The 17,228-nt window shown below is 62.4% G+C and carries 18 protein-coding genes; 9 read left to right on the top strand and 9 right to left on the bottom strand.

From position 1 onward, the window contains the following. Positions 1 to 85: 85 nt before the first annotated feature. Positions 86 to 577, bottom strand: coding sequence for a hypothetical protein (locus HY921_12540; protein ID MBI5631698.1), 492 nt, complete (start codon positions 575 to 577; stop codon positions 86 to 88). Between the two features lie 121 nt (positions 578 to 698). Between HY921_12540 and HY921_12535 the strand changes: the two genes are divergently transcribed. Continuing rightward, on the top strand, positions 699 to 2,261 hold the full coding sequence (locus HY921_12535) for a DUF3536 domain-containing protein (GenBank protein ID MBI5631697.1): 1,563 nt from the start codon (positions 699 to 701) through the stop codon (positions 2,259 to 2,261). Here HY921_12535 and HY921_12530 read toward each other — a convergent pair. Then, positions 2,192 to 3,190: an AI-2E family transporter gene (locus HY921_12530; GenBank protein ID MBI5631696.1), complete on the bottom strand. Its 999-nt coding sequence runs from the start codon at positions 3,188 to 3,190 to the stop codon at positions 2,192 to 2,194. The two genes, HY921_12535 and HY921_12530, sit on opposite strands and share 70 nt — an antisense overlap. 91 nt (positions 3,191 to 3,281) lie before the next feature. Between HY921_12530 and HY921_12525 the strand changes: the two genes are divergently transcribed. After that, a complete protein-coding gene (locus HY921_12525) occupies positions 3,282 to 4,439 on the top strand; it encodes a fatty acid desaturase (GenBank protein MBI5631695.1) in 1,158 nt (385 codons plus the stop codon). A 21-nt stretch (positions 4,440 to 4,460) separates the two neighbouring features. On the opposite strand, the gene HY921_12520 is transcribed toward HY921_12525, so the two are convergent. Next, positions 4,461 to 5,342, bottom strand: coding sequence for a HAMP domain-containing histidine kinase (locus HY921_12520; GenBank protein ID MBI5631694.1), 882 nt, complete (start codon positions 5,340 to 5,342; stop codon positions 4,461 to 4,463). 132 nt (positions 5,343 to 5,474) lie between these two features. Between HY921_12520 and HY921_12515 the strand changes: the two genes are divergently transcribed. The 4 genes from HY921_12515 to radC are packed head-to-tail and all read left to right on the top strand — an operon-like array spanning position 5,475 to position 7,484. Continuing rightward, a complete protein-coding gene (locus tag HY921_12515) occupies positions 5,475 to 6,047 on the top strand; it encodes an RNA polymerase sigma factor (GenBank protein MBI5631693.1) in 573 nt (190 codons plus the stop codon). Beyond that, positions 6,037 to 6,348 carry a hypothetical protein gene (locus HY921_12510; GenBank protein MBI5631692.1) on the top strand — a complete coding sequence of 104 codons (312 nt, stop codon included), beginning with the start codon at positions 6,037 to 6,039 and terminating at the stop codon, positions 6,346 to 6,348. Before HY921_12515 ends, HY921_12510 begins: the two co-directional genes overlap by 11 nt. Next, complete coding sequence (locus tag HY921_12505; protein ID MBI5631691.1) at positions 6,345 to 6,797, top strand: hypothetical protein; 453 nt, start codon at positions 6,345 to 6,347, stop codon at positions 6,795 to 6,797. The genes HY921_12510 and HY921_12505 overlap by 4 nt, the downstream gene beginning before the upstream one ends. Before the next feature lie 3 nt (positions 6,798 to 6,800). Then, positions 6,801 to 7,484: a DNA repair protein RadC gene (gene radC / locus HY921_12500; protein MBI5631690.1), complete on the top strand. Its 684-nt coding sequence runs from the start codon at positions 6,801 to 6,803 to the stop codon at positions 7,482 to 7,484. A gap of 64 nt (positions 7,485 to 7,548) precedes the next feature. Here the strand turns inward: radC and HY921_12495 are convergent, their stop codons facing one another. Beyond that, the gene (locus HY921_12495) at positions 7,549 to 8,163 is read right to left on the bottom strand and encodes an isoprenylcysteine carboxylmethyltransferase family protein (protein ID MBI5631689.1); all 615 of its coding nucleotides are present in this window, start codon (positions 8,161 to 8,163) and stop codon (positions 7,549 to 7,551) included. 23 nt (positions 8,164 to 8,186) lie between these two features. Next, positions 8,187 to 8,948, bottom strand: a complete 762-nt coding sequence (locus HY921_12490) for a helix-turn-helix transcriptional regulator (protein MBI5631688.1) — start codon at positions 8,946 to 8,948, stop codon at positions 8,187 to 8,189. A 101-nt stretch (positions 8,949 to 9,049) separates the two neighbouring features. On the opposite strand from HY921_12490, the gene HY921_12485 reads away from it, so the two are divergent. After that, positions 9,050 to 10,204 (top strand): PD-(D/E)XK nuclease family protein, encoded by a 1,155-nt coding sequence (locus HY921_12485; protein MBI5631687.1) that lies wholly within the window; start codon positions 9,050 to 9,052, stop codon positions 10,202 to 10,204. Then, positions 10,201 to 11,685 carry a glycerol kinase gene (locus HY921_12480; GenBank protein MBI5631686.1) on the top strand — a complete coding sequence of 495 codons (1,485 nt, stop codon included), beginning with the start codon at positions 10,201 to 10,203 and terminating at the stop codon, positions 11,683 to 11,685. The genes HY921_12485 and HY921_12480 overlap by 4 nt, the downstream gene beginning before the upstream one ends. Here HY921_12480 and HY921_12475 read toward each other — a convergent pair. From HY921_12475 to HY921_12460, 4 genes are all read right to left on the bottom strand, one after another. Further along, entirely contained in the window at positions 11,617 to 12,297 is a 681-nt protein-coding gene (locus HY921_12475) for an HAD-IA family hydrolase (GenBank protein MBI5631685.1), read from the bottom strand. The genes HY921_12480 and HY921_12475 overlap by 69 nt on opposite strands. Beyond that, positions 12,297 to 14,021 (bottom strand): ABC transporter ATP-binding protein, encoded by a 1,725-nt coding sequence (locus tag HY921_12470; protein MBI5631684.1) that lies wholly within the window; start codon positions 14,019 to 14,021, stop codon positions 12,297 to 12,299. Before HY921_12470 ends, HY921_12475 begins: the two co-directional genes overlap by 1 nt. A gap of 26 nt (positions 14,022 to 14,047) precedes the next feature. Beyond that, positions 14,048 to 15,793, bottom strand: a complete 1,746-nt coding sequence (locus tag HY921_12465; GenBank protein ID MBI5631683.1) for a protease-like activity factor CPAF — start codon at positions 15,791 to 15,793, stop codon at positions 14,048 to 14,050. An 88-nt stretch (positions 15,794 to 15,881) separates the two neighbouring features. After that, a complete protein-coding gene (locus HY921_12460; protein ID MBI5631682.1) occupies positions 15,882 to 16,673 on the bottom strand; it encodes a hypothetical protein in 792 nt (263 codons plus the stop codon). A gap of 136 nt (positions 16,674 to 16,809) precedes the next feature. Here HY921_12460 and HY921_12455 point away from each other — a divergent pair, with 136 nt between their 5' ends. After that, entirely contained in the window at positions 16,810 to 17,202 is a 393-nt protein-coding gene (locus HY921_12455) for a helix-turn-helix transcriptional regulator (protein ID MBI5631681.1), read from the top strand. Positions 17,203 to 17,228: the final 26 nt, after the last annotated feature.

The raw sequence follows: 17,228 nt of genomic DNA, 5'->3' as shown, positions 1-17,228 counted from the left end.
TCCCTGGGTGACCACCTCTTTGCTATTCTTCATTTGAGCGTAACCTCCTTGGTGGGCCAGTTCAAGCTGGCCTCTTTTGATTTCCTCAACCAAAGGTTACGCTTTTTGCTTTTTCTCCATCAAACGGGACGCGGCCGACCGGGGTGTTGTTGATGGTCGTGACGTTGTTGATCGTGGTCTGGGTGTTGTCCACGGTGTACACGTTGTGGTGCCCCAGTTGGACCATTTGCGCGACCGGGGGTTGGGGCCGGCTCGCCTCGGGAGGCGCGGGCCGGGCCTCGTCGAAGCGGGCGCTCTCTTGCGCCGCGGCTTGCTCCGGAGGAGCGCTCGGCGCGGGCGGAGGAGGCGTAAATTGAGCTTGGGTCCGGGAGGCTAGTTCAGCCACGCGCTCCAGAGCTCTATGCTTCGGGGGAGCTTGAGGAGAAGCGGGCGCCTCGGGCTTGGCCGGCGAAGAGGCCGCTCTGGGAACCAGCGTTTCCAGGATAGGCCGGAAGCCGGTATTTTGAGACACCGGCTTGACGGCCCGCGCCTGCGTCGCGCAGAGAAGCAAGACCGCTAACCGCGGGGCATTCCTCATGAATGTATATTTTCTGAAATTCGCGCCGGTTAGAGAATAGGCCCAAAGGGCAGAAATAGCCCGGGCCCAAAGGCCCGGCGCTTGCGCGGGCCGGGCGCTTGAGCTAAACTATAAAAGCGCCATGTCCCTTCATTCGAAGAAATTCGTCTGCATTCACGGCCATTTCTACCAGCCGCCGCGCGAGAATCCCTGGACCGGGCTGGTCGAGCGCCAGTCCTCGGCCGGCGAGGACCACGACTGGAACGCCCGCATCGCCCGGGAGTGCTATATCCCCAACGGACGGGCGAGAATGTCGGATTCCGGGCGGGAAGTCCTTCACGAAGTCAATAATTACTCATCCCTCAGCTTCAATTTCGGCCCGACCTTGCTCTCCTGGCTGGAGAAGGCCTTCCCCGAAGCCTACCAGAAAATCCTGGAGGCCGACCGCGAAAGCGCCAAGAGGCTCGAGGGCCACGGAAACGCCATAGCCCAGGCCTACAATCACGCGATCCTTCCCCTTTGCAATGAAGAGGACCGTCTGACCCAGGTTCTTTGGGGCCTGGCGGATTTCGAGCATCATTTCGGGCGCAAGGCCGAGGCCCTGTGGCTTCCCGAGACCGCCTGCGACGACGAGGTCCTGCGCCTGCTCATAGACTGCGGGATGAAATATGCGATTCTTTCCCCCTTCCAGGCCCAGCGCGCGCGGCACGCCGATGGGCCGTGGGAGGACGTTTCATCGGGAGGGATCGACGCCCGCCATCCCTACCGCTGGTTCGACCCGGCCGATCGGGGCCGCCATATCGACATATTTTTCTATCATGGGGCCCTCTCCCAGGGCGTGGCCTTCGAGAAGCTCATGGCCGACGCCGCGCACTGCGCCAAGAAAGTCGCGGAGGTCTTCGACCCCCATCCCCACGCCGACCAGCTCGTGACCCTATGCACCGACGGGGAGACCTACGGTCACCATGAAAAGTTCGCGGAAATGGGCTTGGCTCACCTGTTCAAGAGGGAGCTGTCGGCCCACGGCTTGACGGCGGTCAATTTTGGGTATTTCCTGGCCGCGCACCACCCGCGCTGGGAGGCGGAGATCAAGAAGGGGCCGCAGAGGCTGGGGACGGCGTGGAGCTGCTCCCACGGCCTGGGGCGTTGGATGGAGGACTGCGGCTGCGGGGCCCAGCCCGGGCAGGCTCAGAAGTGGCGCGCCCCCCTGCGCGAGTCCCTTGACTGGCTTGGGGACCGCCTCGCCGGCCTCTACCAGGCTGAGGCGGAGGTCATTTTCCAAGATCCCTGGCAGGCCAGGAATGATTACATCGAGGTCCTGCTGGAGAAGTCCTCCTTCGAGGACTTCCTCAAGCCTCGCCTGAAAGGCCTATTTTCGTTCTCGAATGAGCGCAAGCGCCGCGCGAGACTACTGCTCGAGATGCAGCGCCAGGCGCTTCTCATGTACACGAGCTGCGGCTGGTTTTTTTCGGACATCGCGGGCCTAGAAGCGGTGCAAAACCTCAAGTACGCCCACCGCGCCATGGAGCTGGCCCGGGAGCTCAGCCGGGAGAACTGCGATTGGGAGCCGGAGTTCCTGGAGAGGCTCAAGGAGGCGCCGAGCAACGATCCCGAGCTCAAAAACGGCGCCGAGGTCTACCGCAGGTTGGTTGTCCCCGCGGCCTCCGCGGGAATGGGAATGGAGCGCATCTCGCCGCGCAGGTAGTGCAGAAGGGCGGGGGCCAGGATGACCCCCGGCAGCCCCATCACGGCCTCCCCCACCAAAATTCCCAGCAAGGTCTGCCACATGGGAGTCTTCAAGCTCGAGCCGATGATGCGGCTGTTCAAGATGTATTCGCCCTTGTGGATCAAGACTAGGAAAACCAAGGCGAAGGCGGCGTGCCTGGGCGAGACCGTGAGGGCCGTTCCCACGATGATGGCGTTGCTGATGATGTTCCCGATGATGGGGATCGCCCCGAAAATGAAGGTCGAGAGCACCAGGAATAGGGCGTAGGGCATGTTGAGGACGAGGAGGAAGATCGCGGTGAGGCTTGTGTTGATGAGGGAGATCAGGATCTGAGCCCCGAAAAGCTTCTCGAAGCTCAGCATGAAGAGGCGGATGCGCTCGTTGAATTCGCGGCGGAGTTCGTCGAAGAGATTCGGTTTGTAGTCGGGGCCAGAGTCGCCGCTCATGAAGTACAGGATCGCGACCATGGTTCCCACCAGGACCTGGAAGAAACCCTTGGTGAGCAGGCTCGAGGTTTGTGTGATCGCCCTGGCGTTCTCCTTGACCCCGGTCAGGATTGCCGCCCGGAATTCGTCCAGATTCTCGAAGGGCAGGTCGAGGCCGTAGCGCGTCGAGAGCTCGCCCACGCGCGGGACAAGGGAGGCCATGATATCGGGAGTCCGGGTCATTGCGAGCTTCCAGAAAAACCAGAACAGCCAGCTGATCCCGGTGGCGGTCACGAGGAATATGAAGAGGGAAATCCAGCGTTTGACGAGCTTGGGCAGGCGCACCGTGATCCTTCGGTGGGTGAGGTCCAGGATCATGTAGGAGAAAAGCCCCGCCAGCAAGGCCGTGCCCAGGCGGAAATAGACCGTGAGCGGGATGAGGAGGCTAAAGAGAACGTATGACAGCTTCTTGGCTTGGTTCATGGTGTTCGGTGTGAACTCGGTGACAGTTACTTAATTCCGAAAAATTAAGTAACTGTCACCGAATTCACATTATACAGTATACTGTCATCAAATGTTAAAAACAAAACAGCCTTTGAACTACGGGAACATCGCGTTCTTGACGTTGACGCCCCTAGTGGCGCTCTTGGGCACGTCTTGGTACGTTTGCCACCACGGTATCACCAAGCTCGAGCTGGCCAATTTTTTCGTCATGTACCTCCTGACCGGCGTGGCCGTGACCGGGGGCTACCATAGGTATTACGCTCACAAATCCTATGAGTGCAGCAGGCTTTTGCAGCTCTTCTACCTGGTTTTTGGCGCGGCCGCGGCCGAGAATTCCGTGCTCAACTGGGCCTCGGATCACCGCATCCACCATCGCTTCGTGGACAAAAAAGAGGATCCGTACAACATCTTGAGGGGCGGCTTCTACGCCCATATGGGCTGGATCTTCTACAAGGACACCCGCCGGTTGCACGACAAGTACCGCAACGTGCCCGATCTGCTCAAGGATCCCCTCGTGCTCTGGCAGGACCGCTGGTATCTTTTCCTCGTGGTGGCCGCGACCTTTGCCTTGCCCACCTATATCGGTCTGGTGCAGGGCCGGCCCGTGGGCGGGCTCCTCTGGGGAGGCTTTTTGCGCGTGGTGGTGGTGCACCATATGACCTTCTTCATCAACTCCCTGGCCCATCTCTGCGGGAGCAGGCCCTATGCCGTCACCAACTCTGCCCGGGACAATTGGTGGCTGGGCCCCCTCACCTTCGGGGAGGGCTACCACAACTTCCACCACAAGTTCCAGGCCGACTACCGCAACGGCATCCGCTGGTACCAGTTCGACCTTACCAAGTGGTGGCTCCATGCCATGCGCGTACTGGGCCAGGTGCGACGCCTAAAGCGCACCCCCGAGTCCCTGATTTTGAAGGCCCGGCTCGAGGTGCAGGTGCGTCACGTGGAGGCGCGCCTGGCCGCCGTGGGCGCATCGGGGAAGATGTGGGGCAGGATACAGCCCCGCCTGCGTTCGGGACGGGAGCGTCTGGAGCTCGCGATGGCTCGCTATCACCAGGCCAAGCTCGACTACCGGCGGCAAAAGCACCAGTGGTCCGAGGACATGCGCCGCCAATGGGAGGCCAATCTCGGGTATTGCAGGGCCGAGCTGCAGGAGGCCCGCCGGCGCTGGGCCGGGATGATCCGCGCCATGAACCGCATCTCCCATCCCAGCGCCGAACTGTTTTAACGGGCTCTAAGGGCCCTTCTTCTACACGAACAGCGCCAGGAACGCGCTGATCCGCCGGGAGACGCGCACCAAGAGGCCCGAGTATTGGACGGGTTCGGGGTAAGGCGTGATCTTGCGCCCCATGTCCTCGGGGACGATGGGGATGGTGAAGTAGAAGCTCGCCCCCCCCGCCCCGGGCCAGCTCTCGGCCCAAATCTGGCCGCCGTGCAGCTCTACCATGCGCTTGGAGAGCGCCAGGCCGAGGCCCGTTCCCCCGGCGGCGCTTGGAGTCCCCGGGACCTGGGTGAAGGCCTCGAAAATGCTCTTCAGATTCTGGGCCGGAATGCCGGGTCCCGCGTCCTTGACCCGGAAAACCACGGTGCCTTCGTGCTCGAATTCCCCCTTCTTGGCCGAGACGGCGACCCGGCCGCGCGGCGAGGTGAACTTGATCCCGTTGGAGATGAGATTGGTCAGTATCTGGACCACCCGCCGAGGTTCCGCCGAAACGCGGGGAAGGGGCTCCCCCCCCTCCTCCTTTAAAAGCTTGACTCCCCGCGCGGTGGCCATGGACTGCAGGCTGGCCGCCGTCTCGGAAAGAAGGGCGCGGGCGTCGCAGGGCCGTTTCTCGAGCGCCATCTTTCCGGCGGCGATCTTGGAGTAGTCGAGGATGTCGTTGACCAGGCTCTCGAGGCGGGCCGTGTTTCGAATCGCCAAGGATAAAATCTGCTTTTCCTCCCCCTGGAGGCGCTCCGCCACCTGCTCTAGGAGTATCTCGAGGCCCAGGCGGATCGCGGTCACTGGGGCCCGGAGCTCGTGGGTGAGGTAGGAAGCCGGCATGGACTGGGGCATAGCCTGGGCCTGGAGTTGGGGCTCGGTCTTGGGGAGGGCCAGGTCTTCCCAGAGCGGCTTGGTCGGGGATGTCATAGCCCCATTATCGGCAAAAAGTGTTACAAGGCGATTACGGGGCCGTTAATTATTTGTTACAATCGGGTCGTCGGCTCTCGACGGGGATGGAACTTTTTCGGGGGGTCCGTCGTATAGTAGGTAGGAAACGCCATGCTTGAGCGCCTGATCGAGCAGTACTCGCCCCGGGGCTACCAGTTCGCCTACCATCTCTGCGGCAACGACGACGAGGCCAGAGAGCTCCTCCAGGAGTCGTTCTTCAAAGTCCTGCGCGGCTGGGGGAGCTACCGCGACGGCCAGCCCCTCGAGAATTGGTTCCTCACCATACTGCGCCATGTCTACTACGACAAGATCAAGAGGTTCGACTCGCGCCATTCGGTCTCCATGGACGCTCCCCTTTCCGGCTACGGCGCCGAGGAGGGCCTGCGCCTTTCCGAGACTTTGTGCGACGCGGCCGAGGGCGACGTCTTGGAGAGCCTGGAGCGCCAGGAATTGAGGGAGCAGGTCCTGGCGGCCATGGAGTCTTTGTCCCTTGAGCAAAAAGCCGTGCTCACCTTGAGCGACATTCAGGGCTTGAGCTACGACCAGATTTCGGAGGTGCTGGATTGCCCGGCCGGTACGGTGCGCTCCCGCCTCTGCCGGGCGCGCAAGGCCTTCAAAAGGCGGATCATGGAAGAGATCGGAGAGGTTGCGGCCGTAAAAAGGGAGGACATGCATGGAAAGTGAGCACGACCCCGGCTTGGAGGCATTCACCAAGAAGGCCTTGAGCTTCTTGCCGACGCCGGAGATGCCCGAGGATTTGCACCGGGAGTTGTTGGCCGCGGCGCGCTCGGAGCGGACGCGGCCGGAGCGCGGACTTTTCGCCCTTTGGCGCCGGAGCCTTGCGGTTCGCGGCGGAGCGGCGGCCTTGGCCTGCGCCGCCGCGGTCCTGGGAGCTGGATTCTATTACCTCGAGGCCCCGGTCGAGGTTCCCGTGGACGCCCTTTTGAAGGCGCACGGGGAGTACGCCCGCGCCTTGGTCAAATGAGAACGCTCGCGGGAGTTTTAGCGATTTGCATGGCCTTGAGCCCGGCCTTGGCCCTGGCCGAGCCCGCGCCAAGGGCGCCTGCCCCGAGCGCGGACGCGCTCCAGGCCGCTCGAGAGCAAAGCGGCCTGGATGCCCGAACTCCCCGCTGGCTTCCTCCGGGCTACGGCTTCGAGGGCTTCGCGGTTCTGCCTCAGGGGCGCAAAAAAGTCGTTCATTGGCGCTACTCCGACGGGACCCGCGCCCTCTCTTTGTTCCAGGGACCGGCCCGGGTGCGTTGGCAATTCGGAGCCCGGCCCGCGCAGAGGACCAAGCTCGGCCGGGGCTGGGCCTTGTGGGTCTCGACCCCGGAGGGTGTCATGCTCTCATGGTCCCTTCCCAAGGCCCGGTTTTTCCTGATCGGGAGCCCGCCTTTGGAGACCCTCAAGAAGGTGGCCCTCTCTATCGAGTGAGCCATGATGTCCCTCAAGGACCTGCACCCGGTGGAGCGGCCTCGGGAGAGGCTTGAGCGCTTGAACCCCGAGGCCTTGGCGGAGCCCGAGCTTTTGGCCCTCGTCCTGCGCACGGGCTACGGCGGCCACGGAGTGCTCGAGCTCGCCCAGTCCCTGCTCAAAGCCTACCCGCAAGGCCTGGCCCAGGCCGGCTACCAGAGCCTTAAGAGGTTCAAGGGGGTGGGCCCGAGCCGGGCCGCGAGCCTGGTCGCGGGCCTCGAGCTCGGGCGCAGGCAGGCTCGGGGCAGCCCCCAGGACACGCGCCCGGTTCTCGACACCCCTGCCGGGGTCCTGGCTCAGGTGCCGAGCTTCGTCAAATCCGCGAGAAAGGAGCACTTCCTCGCGTTCTATCTCAACGCCAGGCACCAGCTCCTCCACAGCGAGATCGTCTCCGTTGGGACGTTGTCCGCGAGCCTCGTCCATCCCCGTGAAATCTTCGCCCCGGCCGTGGCCCATGCGGCCGCGGCCTTGATCGTGGTCCACAACCATCCCTCCGGGGACTGTTCCCCCTCCTTAGAGGACAAGGACGCCACCAGGCGCCTGGCGCGCTGCGGGGAGCTGATGGGCATTCCCCTCCTCGACCACCTCGTCGTCTCGGGCTCGGGCTGCTTTAGCTTCCGCGACAATGGGGACCTGAAGGCCGCCTAGCAGCCGATCCATCGCTGCAGGCTAGCAGTCGATCTCGATGGCCTGCGCTGAGATCGCCAGTCGGCTACCTGGCTCGCTCCAGAATTCGCATCGCTCGATCAAGTTCCGCCTCGCACTCTGCGTCCCTGCAGGGCGCGATCAGTGGCACCCTCTCTCTGTAGCGTAGGTATTCATCGCCGAAGGCCAGCCTGAGGGCTGCCTCTTCAAGAGCGATTCGCTGCATGAGCACGATCGAAACGACTCCGAAGGCAAGGAGCATCGTCGGGCTGCAGAGAACCATGGTGGTTCCGAGCCAATTCATCAAGAATCCAAGCGCCATCGGATGGCGACAGATTCTATAGGGACCACCCGAAATCAAGACTCTATTCCTAGGAGCTAGACACACCGAGAATCCCCCCCCGAGGCTCTTCTTGGCCCACCAGCATAAACCTTGTCCTAAGGTCATGATCAGAATTCCCAACGGCGCGATCGACCAAGCCCACCAAGCTGGGACGTGGGGGCTCGGGAACACGTTCTGGGCTGAAAGACCCGTGAAAATAGCGTAAGAGAGGCTCGCCGCAAAGGAGCGGCGAGCACCAGCATCGTTGCGCGATTCTCGGTCTAGGCGGATCCAGGTCGCCAACGTGCCGAGAAGTCCGACAACGCTCCAAACGGTGAGAACAATTTTTAGGGTATCCATGAACCGACTCTATGACTTGCGAGTCAGGCTGTCTTGGCGTTTTTTGACTTTGTTTGGATTGTCCGTGGAGTGAAGCCGATCGTCCTTCTGAACTGTTTGTGGAATCTCGACAGGTCGTTGAATCCTGCCTCGAACGCGGTTTCAGTGATTGCCTTTTGTTCGGCTAGATGGCGGAAGGACTCAGTGATACGGAGCCAATTCCGGAATTGAACGGGCGGTTTCCCCCAGTCACGTCGGAACAGGCGGGAAAGCATTGCGGCGGAGGTCCCAAGCTCCTCTGACAGTCCCGAAAGCGATCGGGGCTCGTGAAATGTCGATTCCAGACGATCCTTCAGCTCCTTGGACAAAGGGTGAGGCTTGCTGCAGCGGCTAATGTTCACCGGCTCTTTCATATGCCTCAAGATTCTGCTCACGTCAGTCCTGGAGCGCACCGGGCCAAATGTCGTCAGCGGGAACGCCACCGGCGCCTTAGGCATCGCGTCCGGAGTTTGAGCCCGCGAAAAGGCCGCCGAGTTGAGGGTCTTGGCTCCCCGGAGCACAGCGGAGACGACGGAGCGCGGGGGGAGGACCATCACGAATGAACGGCCGGGCGCTTCGACAAGCTGATTGTCCACGAGGAAGCTCACCCTGCCGGCTAAGACCCGTATATAGCCTACTACCCAATAAGGGCCTGTCGCATCGTAGCCCGCGTCGCGACCCCGCACCTGGATCGATTGATCCATCCGATAGAGGTCTTCGCCGATACGAAAGCATGTTCGATCCGCCATCAGACCGTTCGCAGCCATGTTGTTAGCGTAGCATTTTGCCCTCCTCGAGGGCCCGGAGCTGTTTGTCGCGACGAAACTGCTCGACGGCGTTATGGTAAAATACCGCCCGGTAACGCCACATGCCCAAGATTAAATTGCCGCGGCCGCTGTCCCATTCCTCCCTCACGATGTACGGCGAATGTCCGCAGAAATACAAGTTCAAGTACATAGACAACATCCCGGAGAAGCCCCGGCACTTCTTTTCCTTCGGCTCGAGCGTGCACCAGGCCCTGGAGTTCTTCTACGGGGTAAAGACCCTTCCTCCCCCGAGCCTGGAGGAGCTGCTCGCCTATTACAAGGAGCATTGGCTCTCGGCCGGCTACCGGGATCAGGTCCAGGAGTCCGAGTATTTCGATGACGGCAAGCAGATACTCACCCAGTTCTACAACAAGCACGTCCGGGACTTTAAGCTTCCCTTTTTCGTGGAGTACCAGTTCAACCTGGAGGTGTCGGGCGTTCCTGTCACCGGCAAGGTGGACCGCATAGATAAACTGGCCGACGGTAGCCTCTCCATCCTAGACTACAAGACGGGCAAGGCCCTAGCCAAGGACAGGGTTCAGGCGGACGCCCAGCTCACCATGTACCAGATGGCCTGCGAGGCGCTCCTGGGCCTGCCCGTGGCGCGCCTGGTCTTCTACCATCTGCCCACCCTCAAGGAGCAGTCGGTGGAGCGACACCAGGAGGGCTTGGTGGCCGCCCTGAGGGAGCGCATCGTCTCCGCCGCAGAAGCCATATCGGAAGGCGCATTCACGCCCAAGCCGGAGGAAAAGAAGTGCTATTGGTGCGACTATAAGCCGCTTTGCCCGATTTTCAAACACCAGTTTCCCGGAACGGAGCCGGCTTTGCCCCGGGGACGGCCGGCCTCGGAGGAGAGTCTTGGAAGTCTTATCGATCGGTATGGAGAGCTCTCCCAAAAAAGCGCGGAATTGGAAGAAGAGAGAGCTCGACTGCAAGAGAAGATCATAGCCCTTCTCGAAGAGAAGGGCTATGTTCGAGCCTTCGGCCAGCGATACCAGCTGTCCTCCACATCGAATGCGAGGTGGAGTTTTTCGGACAAGAAGAAGGTCCTCGAGCTCATCAAGAAGGCAGGGCTCTACGAGCGGATCTTGGCGCCCTCGGCCCCCAAGGTGGAGCAGCTGATGTCCGACCCCGAGCTCGACTTGAACCTCAAGGCACAGCTCGAAGAGCTGGGCGAGAAGACCGAGGCCTGGGAAATCAAGGTTCAGCCCCTTTGAGCCGCCAGAAGAGCCCCCTTGTCATCGCTTTGGACCAGGGCTCCTCCAGTTCCCGTGCCTTGGCGGTTGACGAGCGCGGCGGGGTCGCGGCCCAGGCCCAGGTTCCCCTCAAGATCCGCTATCCCCGCCCGGGCTGGGCCGAGCACGAGGCCGGGGGCATCGCGGCAAGCCAAGAGAAAGCCTTGGACGCGGTCCTGGCCCAAATCCCCTCCTCTCGAGAGATTATAGGCTTGGGCTTGGCCTGTCAACGCTCGACCATCATTCTCTGGGACCGGGAGACGGGAAAGGCCTTGGCGCGGGCCCCGAGCTGGCAGGACGGCAGGGCCGCGCCGCTTGTGGAGAGCTTGGGCCGGCATCAAGAAGAGGTTCATGAACGGACCGGGCTTTACCTCACCCCTTACTACTCCGCCCCCAAGATACGCTGGCTCCTGGACCATACCCCGGCCGCGCGCAAGGCCCTTGATGCCGGCCGCCTCATGGCGGGGCCCGTGGGAAGCTATCTTATCTGGCGCTGGACCGGGGGCGAGGTTTTCGCGGCCGACCCCACCTTGGCCCAGCGCACCTTGCTCATGAATCTCTCAAGCATGGATTGGGACGGCTTCATGCTGGATATCTTCAAGATCCCGCGGGCGGTCATGCCGGAAATCCGCCCATCGGCCGGCAGCTGGGGGTTCATGACGCGCCGGGGGCGGCGCCTGGCCATCCTCGCCTGCGCGGGAGACCAGCAGGCCGCGGCCTTGGGCTTGGGGGCGCGGGCTCCCGGGTCGTTTCTCGCCAACTACGGGACCGGGGCTTTTTTACTTTACAACACGGGTGCGAGTTTCCGGCGCCTGCCCGGGCTTTTGACCTCGGTCGGCGCGGGTGCTGCGGGTGAGGCTCCTTATTTTTTCCAGGAAGGCACGGTGCACGCGGCCGGGGCCTGCCTCGATTGGCTGGCGGGGCTTGGGCTTCTCAGGGACGTAAGCTCCGCGGACAGGCTTTGCCGGGAGTCCAAGGAGAGGGTTTGGGCCCTTCCCGCCATCGGAGGCCTCGGGGCGCCGCGCTGGGATTACAAGACTCAAAGCGCCTTCGCGGGGCTCACATCGCGCACGCGCGGCCCGGATTTGGTCCGGGCCGCGGTGGAGTCGGTGGCCTTCCTCGTTTGCGACATCGCCTCGGTCGTAAGAAGGGGAGGATTCAGACTGGGGCCCCTGCGGACCTCCGGCGGGCTCTCCCGGATTTCGCACCTCATGCAGGCCCAAGCCGACCTCTTGGGCCTGCCCGTGGAGCGATTGGGCCAAAGCGAGGCCACGGCCTTGGGGGCCGCCGAGTTGGCCGCGCGCGCGGCCGGCCGCCCTTGGAGGGAGGGCCGGCCTCGGCCGGAAAGGGTTTTCAAGCCGCGCCTGTCGGCGCGCGAGCGCGAGCGCCTGCTCTTAGCTTGGCGGGCCTTCGTCGCGGGCCAGGCGGAGCTTTCGCGCCAGCTCGCCGGGCTTGAGCCCTGAAAAGCTTGAGATTTCGGCGTCGGCCGCGGATAGATCCTGGTCCTGGTTGTAGCCGTTACGAAACCCCACGCAGAACATCCCCGCCTTTTTGGCGGCGCGGACCCCTACGAAGGAGTCCTCGATGGCCACGCAGTCCCGAGGGTCGACGCCCAAAAGGCCGGCCGCTTTGAGGTGGATGCGCGGGGAGGGCTTGCCCTCGCCCTCCACGTCGTCGGCGCTCGTCACGGCCCGGAAATAGCGCGCGAGCTTGAAGCGCTCGAGAACGAGATCGATCCAGGCGCGAGGTGATGACGAGGCTAGCCCCATGGGAATTCCGGCCTCCTCGAGCCTGATGAAGAAGCCGGGCAACCCAGTCTCCAGCCTGGTTCTATTGCGGTAAATGTCCTCGGCGACGGCTCGGCAGAGCTCGGCGAAGCGCCCCGGGCTTTCCATGAGGCCGTATTCCTTGACCAGCCAGCGGTGGAGGTCTTCAACCCCGAAGCCGGTGATCTTGGCCAAGTCCTCGGAGCGCCAGGCCGGGATGAGCCTCTTCAAGAAAGGCCCCTCCTGTCGGCGCCATTCCCGCTCGCTGTCCACCATGACCCCGTCCATGTCGAAGACGACGGCCTTCATCAGGCGATCTGCTGGAATTTGTAGAGCGTGGCGTAAAGGCCGCCGAGCTCCAAGAGCTCCGAGTGGGTCCCGGACTCCTTGACCTCTCCGTGGTGGATGACCGCGATGCGTTCGGCTTTATGGAGCGTGGAGAGGCGGTGGGCAATGATGAGCACGGTCCGCCCGGGGAATAGCTTCTCCAGGGCCTCCTGGACGCTTCTTTCGCTAGAGGCGTCCAGGTTCGAGGTGGCCTCGTCCAAGATGAGGAGGCTCGGATCCTTGAGCACGGCGCGCGCGATGGCCAGGCGCTGCCTCTGCCCCCCCGAAAGGCGCAAAGCGCGGTCTCCCAGGGGCGTATCCAAGCCCTGGGGCATCTGGGCGATGAATTCCTTGGCGTCGGCCACCTCGAGGGCCCGCTGAATGTCCCCGAGGGCGGCCTCGGGCTTGCCTACGGCCACGTTCCCGGCGACCGTGTCGTTGAAGAGCACGGTCTCCTGGGTCACCAGGCCAATGCGCCGGCGCAGGCTGGAGATGGAGTAGCCTCGGATGTCCTTGCCGTTGATGAGGATACGGCCCTCTTGGGGATCGAAAAGCCTGAGGAGAAGGTGCACCATAGTGGTCTTTCCGGAGCCGCTCGGGCCCGCCACGGCCAGGACCGAGCCCGCGGCGATCTTGAGGCTGACGTTTCTCAAGGCCCAGTTTTCCCTTCCCGGATAGCGGAAGGAGACGTTCTCAAACTCAATGCCAGACTCGATCTTGTCGAGCGAGAGCGGATTGGGGCTTTCCTCGACCGTGGGCTTTTCGTCCAGGATGGCGAATATCCTGTCGCAGGAGGCCAAGGCCATCTGCAAGGTGGCGTTGAGCTGGGCCAGGTTCTTGATGGGGGCGTAGGCCGCGAAGAAGGATCCGAGGAAGGTGAAGAAGGCCCCAGGGGTCAGATGTCCCGCGATGATTTCCTTGCCTCCCTGGTAGACCACGGCCGACATTACCAGGGAGCCTAGGAATTCCATGAGGGGCCCCGAGAGCGCGGTCGCGCGGAAATAGCGCATCATCTGGTGGAAGAAGGAGTCGTTCTCCTCCTTGAACTTGCGGATGGCGCCCTCCTCGTAGTGGAAGGCCTTGACCACGAGTATTCCCTGCAGGCTTTCCTGGAATCGGTGGTAGATCTCCCCCATGATTTCCTGGCTGCGCCGGCTTGCCGAGCGCAGTTTCTTGCCCAAAATCGCCAGGACCGAGCCGGCCAAGGGGATGGCGACGAGGGCTGTGAGCGCGAACTTCCAATGGACGTGGAACATCCATCCGACAAGTACCAGGACTGTCAGGCTGTCGCGGATGAGGTAGAGGGGCGCGAATTGCAGGCCGCTCTGGAGGCTCGTCATGTCGTTGGTGAGCCGGGCCATGATCTCTCCGCTCTTGCTTTTCCAGTAGAAGTCCATGGAGAGCTCGTGGAGGTGCCGGAACAGGTCCTCCCGGATATTCTGCGTGATCTTTTGGCCCAAATAGCTCATGAGGTAGCTTTGGGTGTAGGTGAAGACCATTTTGAGGAAGAAGATGGCGGGGATGAGGGCCGCCACGCCGTAAAGCATGCCCGTCTCTTTCTGGATGAATACGTAGTCTACGGCGGGCTTGAGCACCCAAACCATGGCCAGATTGAGGAGGGCCACGGCGGTCATGACCAGGCAGGCCTGGAAAAAGCGCCCGTAATGGGGCTCCAAATAAGGCTTCAAGCGGCGGAAAGCCTGCATGAAGCCCTATTTTCACATATTGGAGGCTATTTGGCGAGCCCGCCTACGGCCTGATTGACGGCCTTGACGTAGTCTTTGAGGCCGTTTGCGAAGTCCGCCGCCGTCATGGCGTACTCGATGTCGGGCTTGACCCCCAAGTTCTCGATGGGGTTGCCGTCGGCCCGCTCCGCGATGGAGCCGGTCACCGAGAAGCCCTCGATTCCCAGGAGATTGGGGTACTGGACCTGCTGCACGAAGCCCCCCGCCCCGGCCGTCCGGGTCCCCAGGAATTTGGCTCTCTTGTTGTCCTGGAGGATGGCCGGGAAGAAGTCCCCTCCGGAGAAGTCGAGCTCGTTGATGAGGACCAGGATGGGCTTGGTGTAGGGATTCTGCGATGGATTGATTTCGTCCACCCCGTAGAGGTGAGTGGGGGCGGTCGGCCTGCGGCCGCTGTTCCACTCCGAGACGATGAAGCGCGAATATTCGATGATGAAGCGGAAGACCTGGTAGCTCACGGGATAGCCGTTCAAGCTTGGGCCCAGGACCTTGCGCGCGTCCTCGTCATCGGTGATGCGGCCGTCGAGTTGGAGGAATTCCGCGGCTTGGGCCGCGTCGGACTGGGTGATAGCGACGCGGTGGTGCGGGGTCGTCAAGGCTTTGCCCGAGGAGAGGGTGGAGGCCAAAGCGTAAAGGTAGAAGATGCCCCCGCCCGGGTTACTCACCTGGTCTATGACCAAGGCGTCCGTGGTGCGGTCGAACTTGGCCATGAGCTGTCCGAAGTACTTGACGGAGGCGTCCGCGTCCTCGGGCATGTAGGAGGGAATTCTCACATAGCCGATGGAGCGGCCCTCGGGCGAGCGGTAAATGTAGGCGTGGAAGGGCGCTGTGTCGAGGCTCTCCCAGATCTTCTCCCCCAGGTCGGGGACGAAGCTCCTGCGCTTGCCCACGCCGAAGGGATTTCCGGCCTCGAGCATTTGCCGATAGATCGGGGAGAGCATATCGTCGCTGCGGGCCCAGAAGGGCGAGCTCGAGACGAGCTTGCGGGCCGGCTCGAAGAGGACCGATTCCGGGGTGTAGTCCCAGGCCAGCTGGTGGGTGGCGATCTCCCCCGTCTGGCCCCGGCGCACCATGATGGTGACCGCGTCCTTGGGCACGTCCATCCCGGCGGCCGCCATGCGCAAGGTCAGGCGAAGCGCGGCCAAGGTCTTATCGGTGAGCTCCGCGCCCTTGCCCATCGAAGCCTGCAGGGTCTTGACCACGTCCGCGGTTCTGCGCCCGCCGAATTCAACCAACTCGTCCCCCGCTTGGAAGGGGAAAGAGCTTTCCGGGAGCTTGCTGCGGTCTATCCAGACGATGTAGAACCGGCCGCCGCTTTCCAGAACCTTGAAGGGAAGCGATGCCGCCTCGGAATGGGAGAACGAGGCGCTCACGTGGTAGTCCTGGGTCGAGTTGATGAGGCGCTGGACGATGGCCTGGAAGCCCTTGAGGCCGAGCTTTTTGTCGGCCCGGACCTCGGCCTTGGCCTTGGCGATCTCCCGGTCGAGGCTCCAGCCCGCGTAGCGGGCCTTCCAGCCGGCCGGGGCGTAGCCGGCCTTGAAGACGCTGCGGATGAAATCGAGGCACGAGAGCATCCTCTCCTGGAGCTCGGACCGGGAGGCTCCGTTGACCGCCGGAGCCTCCCGGAGCGAGCCCTGGGTGAGGCGGCTTAAGTCGAACATCCTGTCCGGAGCCGCCGAGGCGGCGCCGGCAGCGGCGAGAAGGACGAAGGTCGAGGCGAGTTTTATTGTCTTCATGCGCCAAAGATATTCCTTTGGCGAAAAAGCAAGGAGGGTCCTTGGACCTAAAAAAACAAAGTCTAGGGACCTAGGTCCGGTTAGGCCTTCAGGGCATTATCCGACGGGAAGCGGCGGCCGCGGCGATGCCTGGGAATTTTCTCGCGAGCTCCGCCTCCTCGCCAAGCACCACGTCCAGGGCTTGCGACGCGCGGTCGAGGTCGGTCAGGCCCTCGGCGGCGATGAAGGGATGGGGGTCCCTCCAATACCTGCTGCCGCCGCGTTTTAGATGATCCCTCAGGACGGCCTCTTTGTCGGCGAGATTCCTGTAGCGCTTCACGGCATCCTCCACGGAACGCTGGCTCAGGAGACGAGCTTCGCCCTTCGTGGAGTCCTGGCCTGGACGGACGGGAGTGTCCGCAAATAAGCCGAGCTCTAGGGCGATCCTTTCCGCGTGCTGATAAATCTCCAAAGCGGCTTCATTTCTTGCTTTATCGCTGCTTGTGACGCGCCTCAGCCAGTTCCTCGCGCTTTTATCTTCCCGCGCGAATAAAAGCAGCTCGTCCAAGCCGGCGACTATTTTCTCTCGTTCCGAATTCGAGTAGCCCTTTTCAGCGGTGTAGATTTGGGCAACATGGTGGTGGAGATCGATAAATCTGGTCTCAGGCAGTATGCGGCGAGGGCTGAGGGCTCTAAGCATGGAACGCTGCTCTTCAAAGTAAAGTTCTTTCACTTGAGACATTACCGTAATGAGATTCCCCCCATGCTGGAGGGTCGCAAGCCCAATATTTCCTAAGAGTGAGCCTACGCGCTCGGGCATGCCGATTCGGGGCCCGGCGGCTAGGGCCGGCGCGGCGAAAGCGAAGCTAAAAGCCAGGGCGGAGTTGAGAATTCTTTTCATACTTATAGTTTAAAGAAAAAGCTGCCTGTCCGCCTGGGTCCTACGGGGCAAGCGCGCCTGGGCCGGAGGGCCTATGGGTGGTGCTCATCGCCTCCCTGTATTTTTGACTAGATTTTTCGAGTCAAAAATACATACAATGCCAGGCAGCGCTCCGGCCGGAGCGCTAGACCCCATGCCCAAGCTCAGCGGCGTGCCCATAGCGCATAAGCGGGCGCTTAATCGGCTCCAGGTTGCCGGGGTTGCGCCGCCGGCCGCCCTGCGCTTGGAGCCGGGGCAGTGGGTGCGCACCTTGCGTGTAGCACTCCACATGACCCAGCGCCAGTTCGCCGCCCGCGCGGGAGTGTCCCAAGGGCAGTTGGCTCTCCTGGAAAAGGGCCGCTTCCAGCCTCAGTTGGCGAAGCTGCGCAGGATATTCGACGCGCTTTACTGCGACCTCGTCGTCTTGCCGATTCCGCGCAAGCGCGTGGCCGCGATCCTCGCTGAAAAGACCCTAGGGGTGCCGACGCGGCGCTTATGGGACTCGGTTTGACAGTCCGCCGGAGTAATGGTATCTTT

Source organism: Elusimicrobiota bacterium (assembly GCA_016218575.1).
GTDB lineage: Bacteria > Elusimicrobiota > Elusimicrobia > UBA1565 > UBA9628 > JACRDN01.
This window is presented reverse-complemented; position numbering and strand designations above follow the sequence as displayed.

Excerpts from the sequence above, each read along its gene's own strand:
- HY921_12505 (MBI5631691.1), top strand. The coding sequence starts at position 6,345 with ATGAGAACGCTCGCGGGAGTTTTAGCGATTTGCATGGCCTTGAGCCCG.
- HY921_12510 (MBI5631692.1), top strand. The coding sequence starts at position 6,037 with ATGGAAAGTGAGCACGACCCCGGCTTGGAGGCATTCACCAAGAAGGCC.
- HY921_12485 (MBI5631687.1), top strand. The coding sequence starts at position 9,050 with ATGCCCAAGATTAAATTGCCGCGGCCGCTGTCCCATTCCTCCCTCACG.
- radC (MBI5631690.1), top strand. The coding sequence starts at position 6,801 with ATGATGTCCCTCAAGGACCTGCACCCGGTGGAGCGGCCTCGGGAGAGG.
- HY921_12490 (MBI5631688.1), bottom strand. The coding sequence starts at position 8,948 with ATGGCTGCGAACGGTCTGATGGCGGATCGAACATGCTTTCGTATCGGC.
- HY921_12470 (MBI5631684.1), bottom strand. The coding sequence starts at position 14,021 with ATGCAGGCTTTCCGCCGCTTGAAGCCTTATTTGGAGCCCCATTACGGG.
- HY921_12520 (MBI5631694.1), bottom strand. The coding sequence starts at position 5,342 with ATGACATCCCCGACCAAGCCGCTCTGGGAAGACCTGGCCCTCCCCAAG.
- HY921_12515 (MBI5631693.1), top strand. The coding sequence starts at position 5,475 with ATGCTTGAGCGCCTGATCGAGCAGTACTCGCCCCGGGGCTACCAGTTC.
- HY921_12530 (MBI5631696.1), bottom strand. The coding sequence starts at position 3,190 with ATGAACCAAGCCAAGAAGCTGTCATACGTTCTCTTTAGCCTCCTCATC.
- HY921_12495 (MBI5631689.1), bottom strand. The coding sequence starts at position 8,163 with ATGGATACCCTAAAAATTGTTCTCACCGTTTGGAGCGTTGTCGGACTT.
- HY921_12455 (MBI5631681.1), top strand. The coding sequence starts at position 16,810 with ATGCCAGGCAGCGCTCCGGCCGGAGCGCTAGACCCCATGCCCAAGCTC.
- HY921_12475 (MBI5631685.1), bottom strand. The coding sequence starts at position 12,297 with ATGAAGGCCGTCGTCTTCGACATGGACGGGGTCATGGTGGACAGCGAG.
- HY921_12525 (MBI5631695.1), top strand. The coding sequence starts at position 3,282 with ATGTTAAAAACAAAACAGCCTTTGAACTACGGGAACATCGCGTTCTTG.
- HY921_12540 (MBI5631698.1), bottom strand. The coding sequence starts at position 577 with ATGAGGAATGCCCCGCGGTTAGCGGTCTTGCTTCTCTGCGCGACGCAG.
- HY921_12535 (MBI5631697.1), top strand. The coding sequence starts at position 699 with ATGTCCCTTCATTCGAAGAAATTCGTCTGCATTCACGGCCATTTCTAC.
- HY921_12460 (MBI5631682.1), bottom strand. The coding sequence starts at position 16,673 with ATGAAAAGAATTCTCAACTCCGCCCTGGCTTTTAGCTTCGCTTTCGCC.
- HY921_12465 (MBI5631683.1), bottom strand. The coding sequence starts at position 15,793 with ATGAAGACAATAAAACTCGCCTCGACCTTCGTCCTTCTCGCCGCTGCC.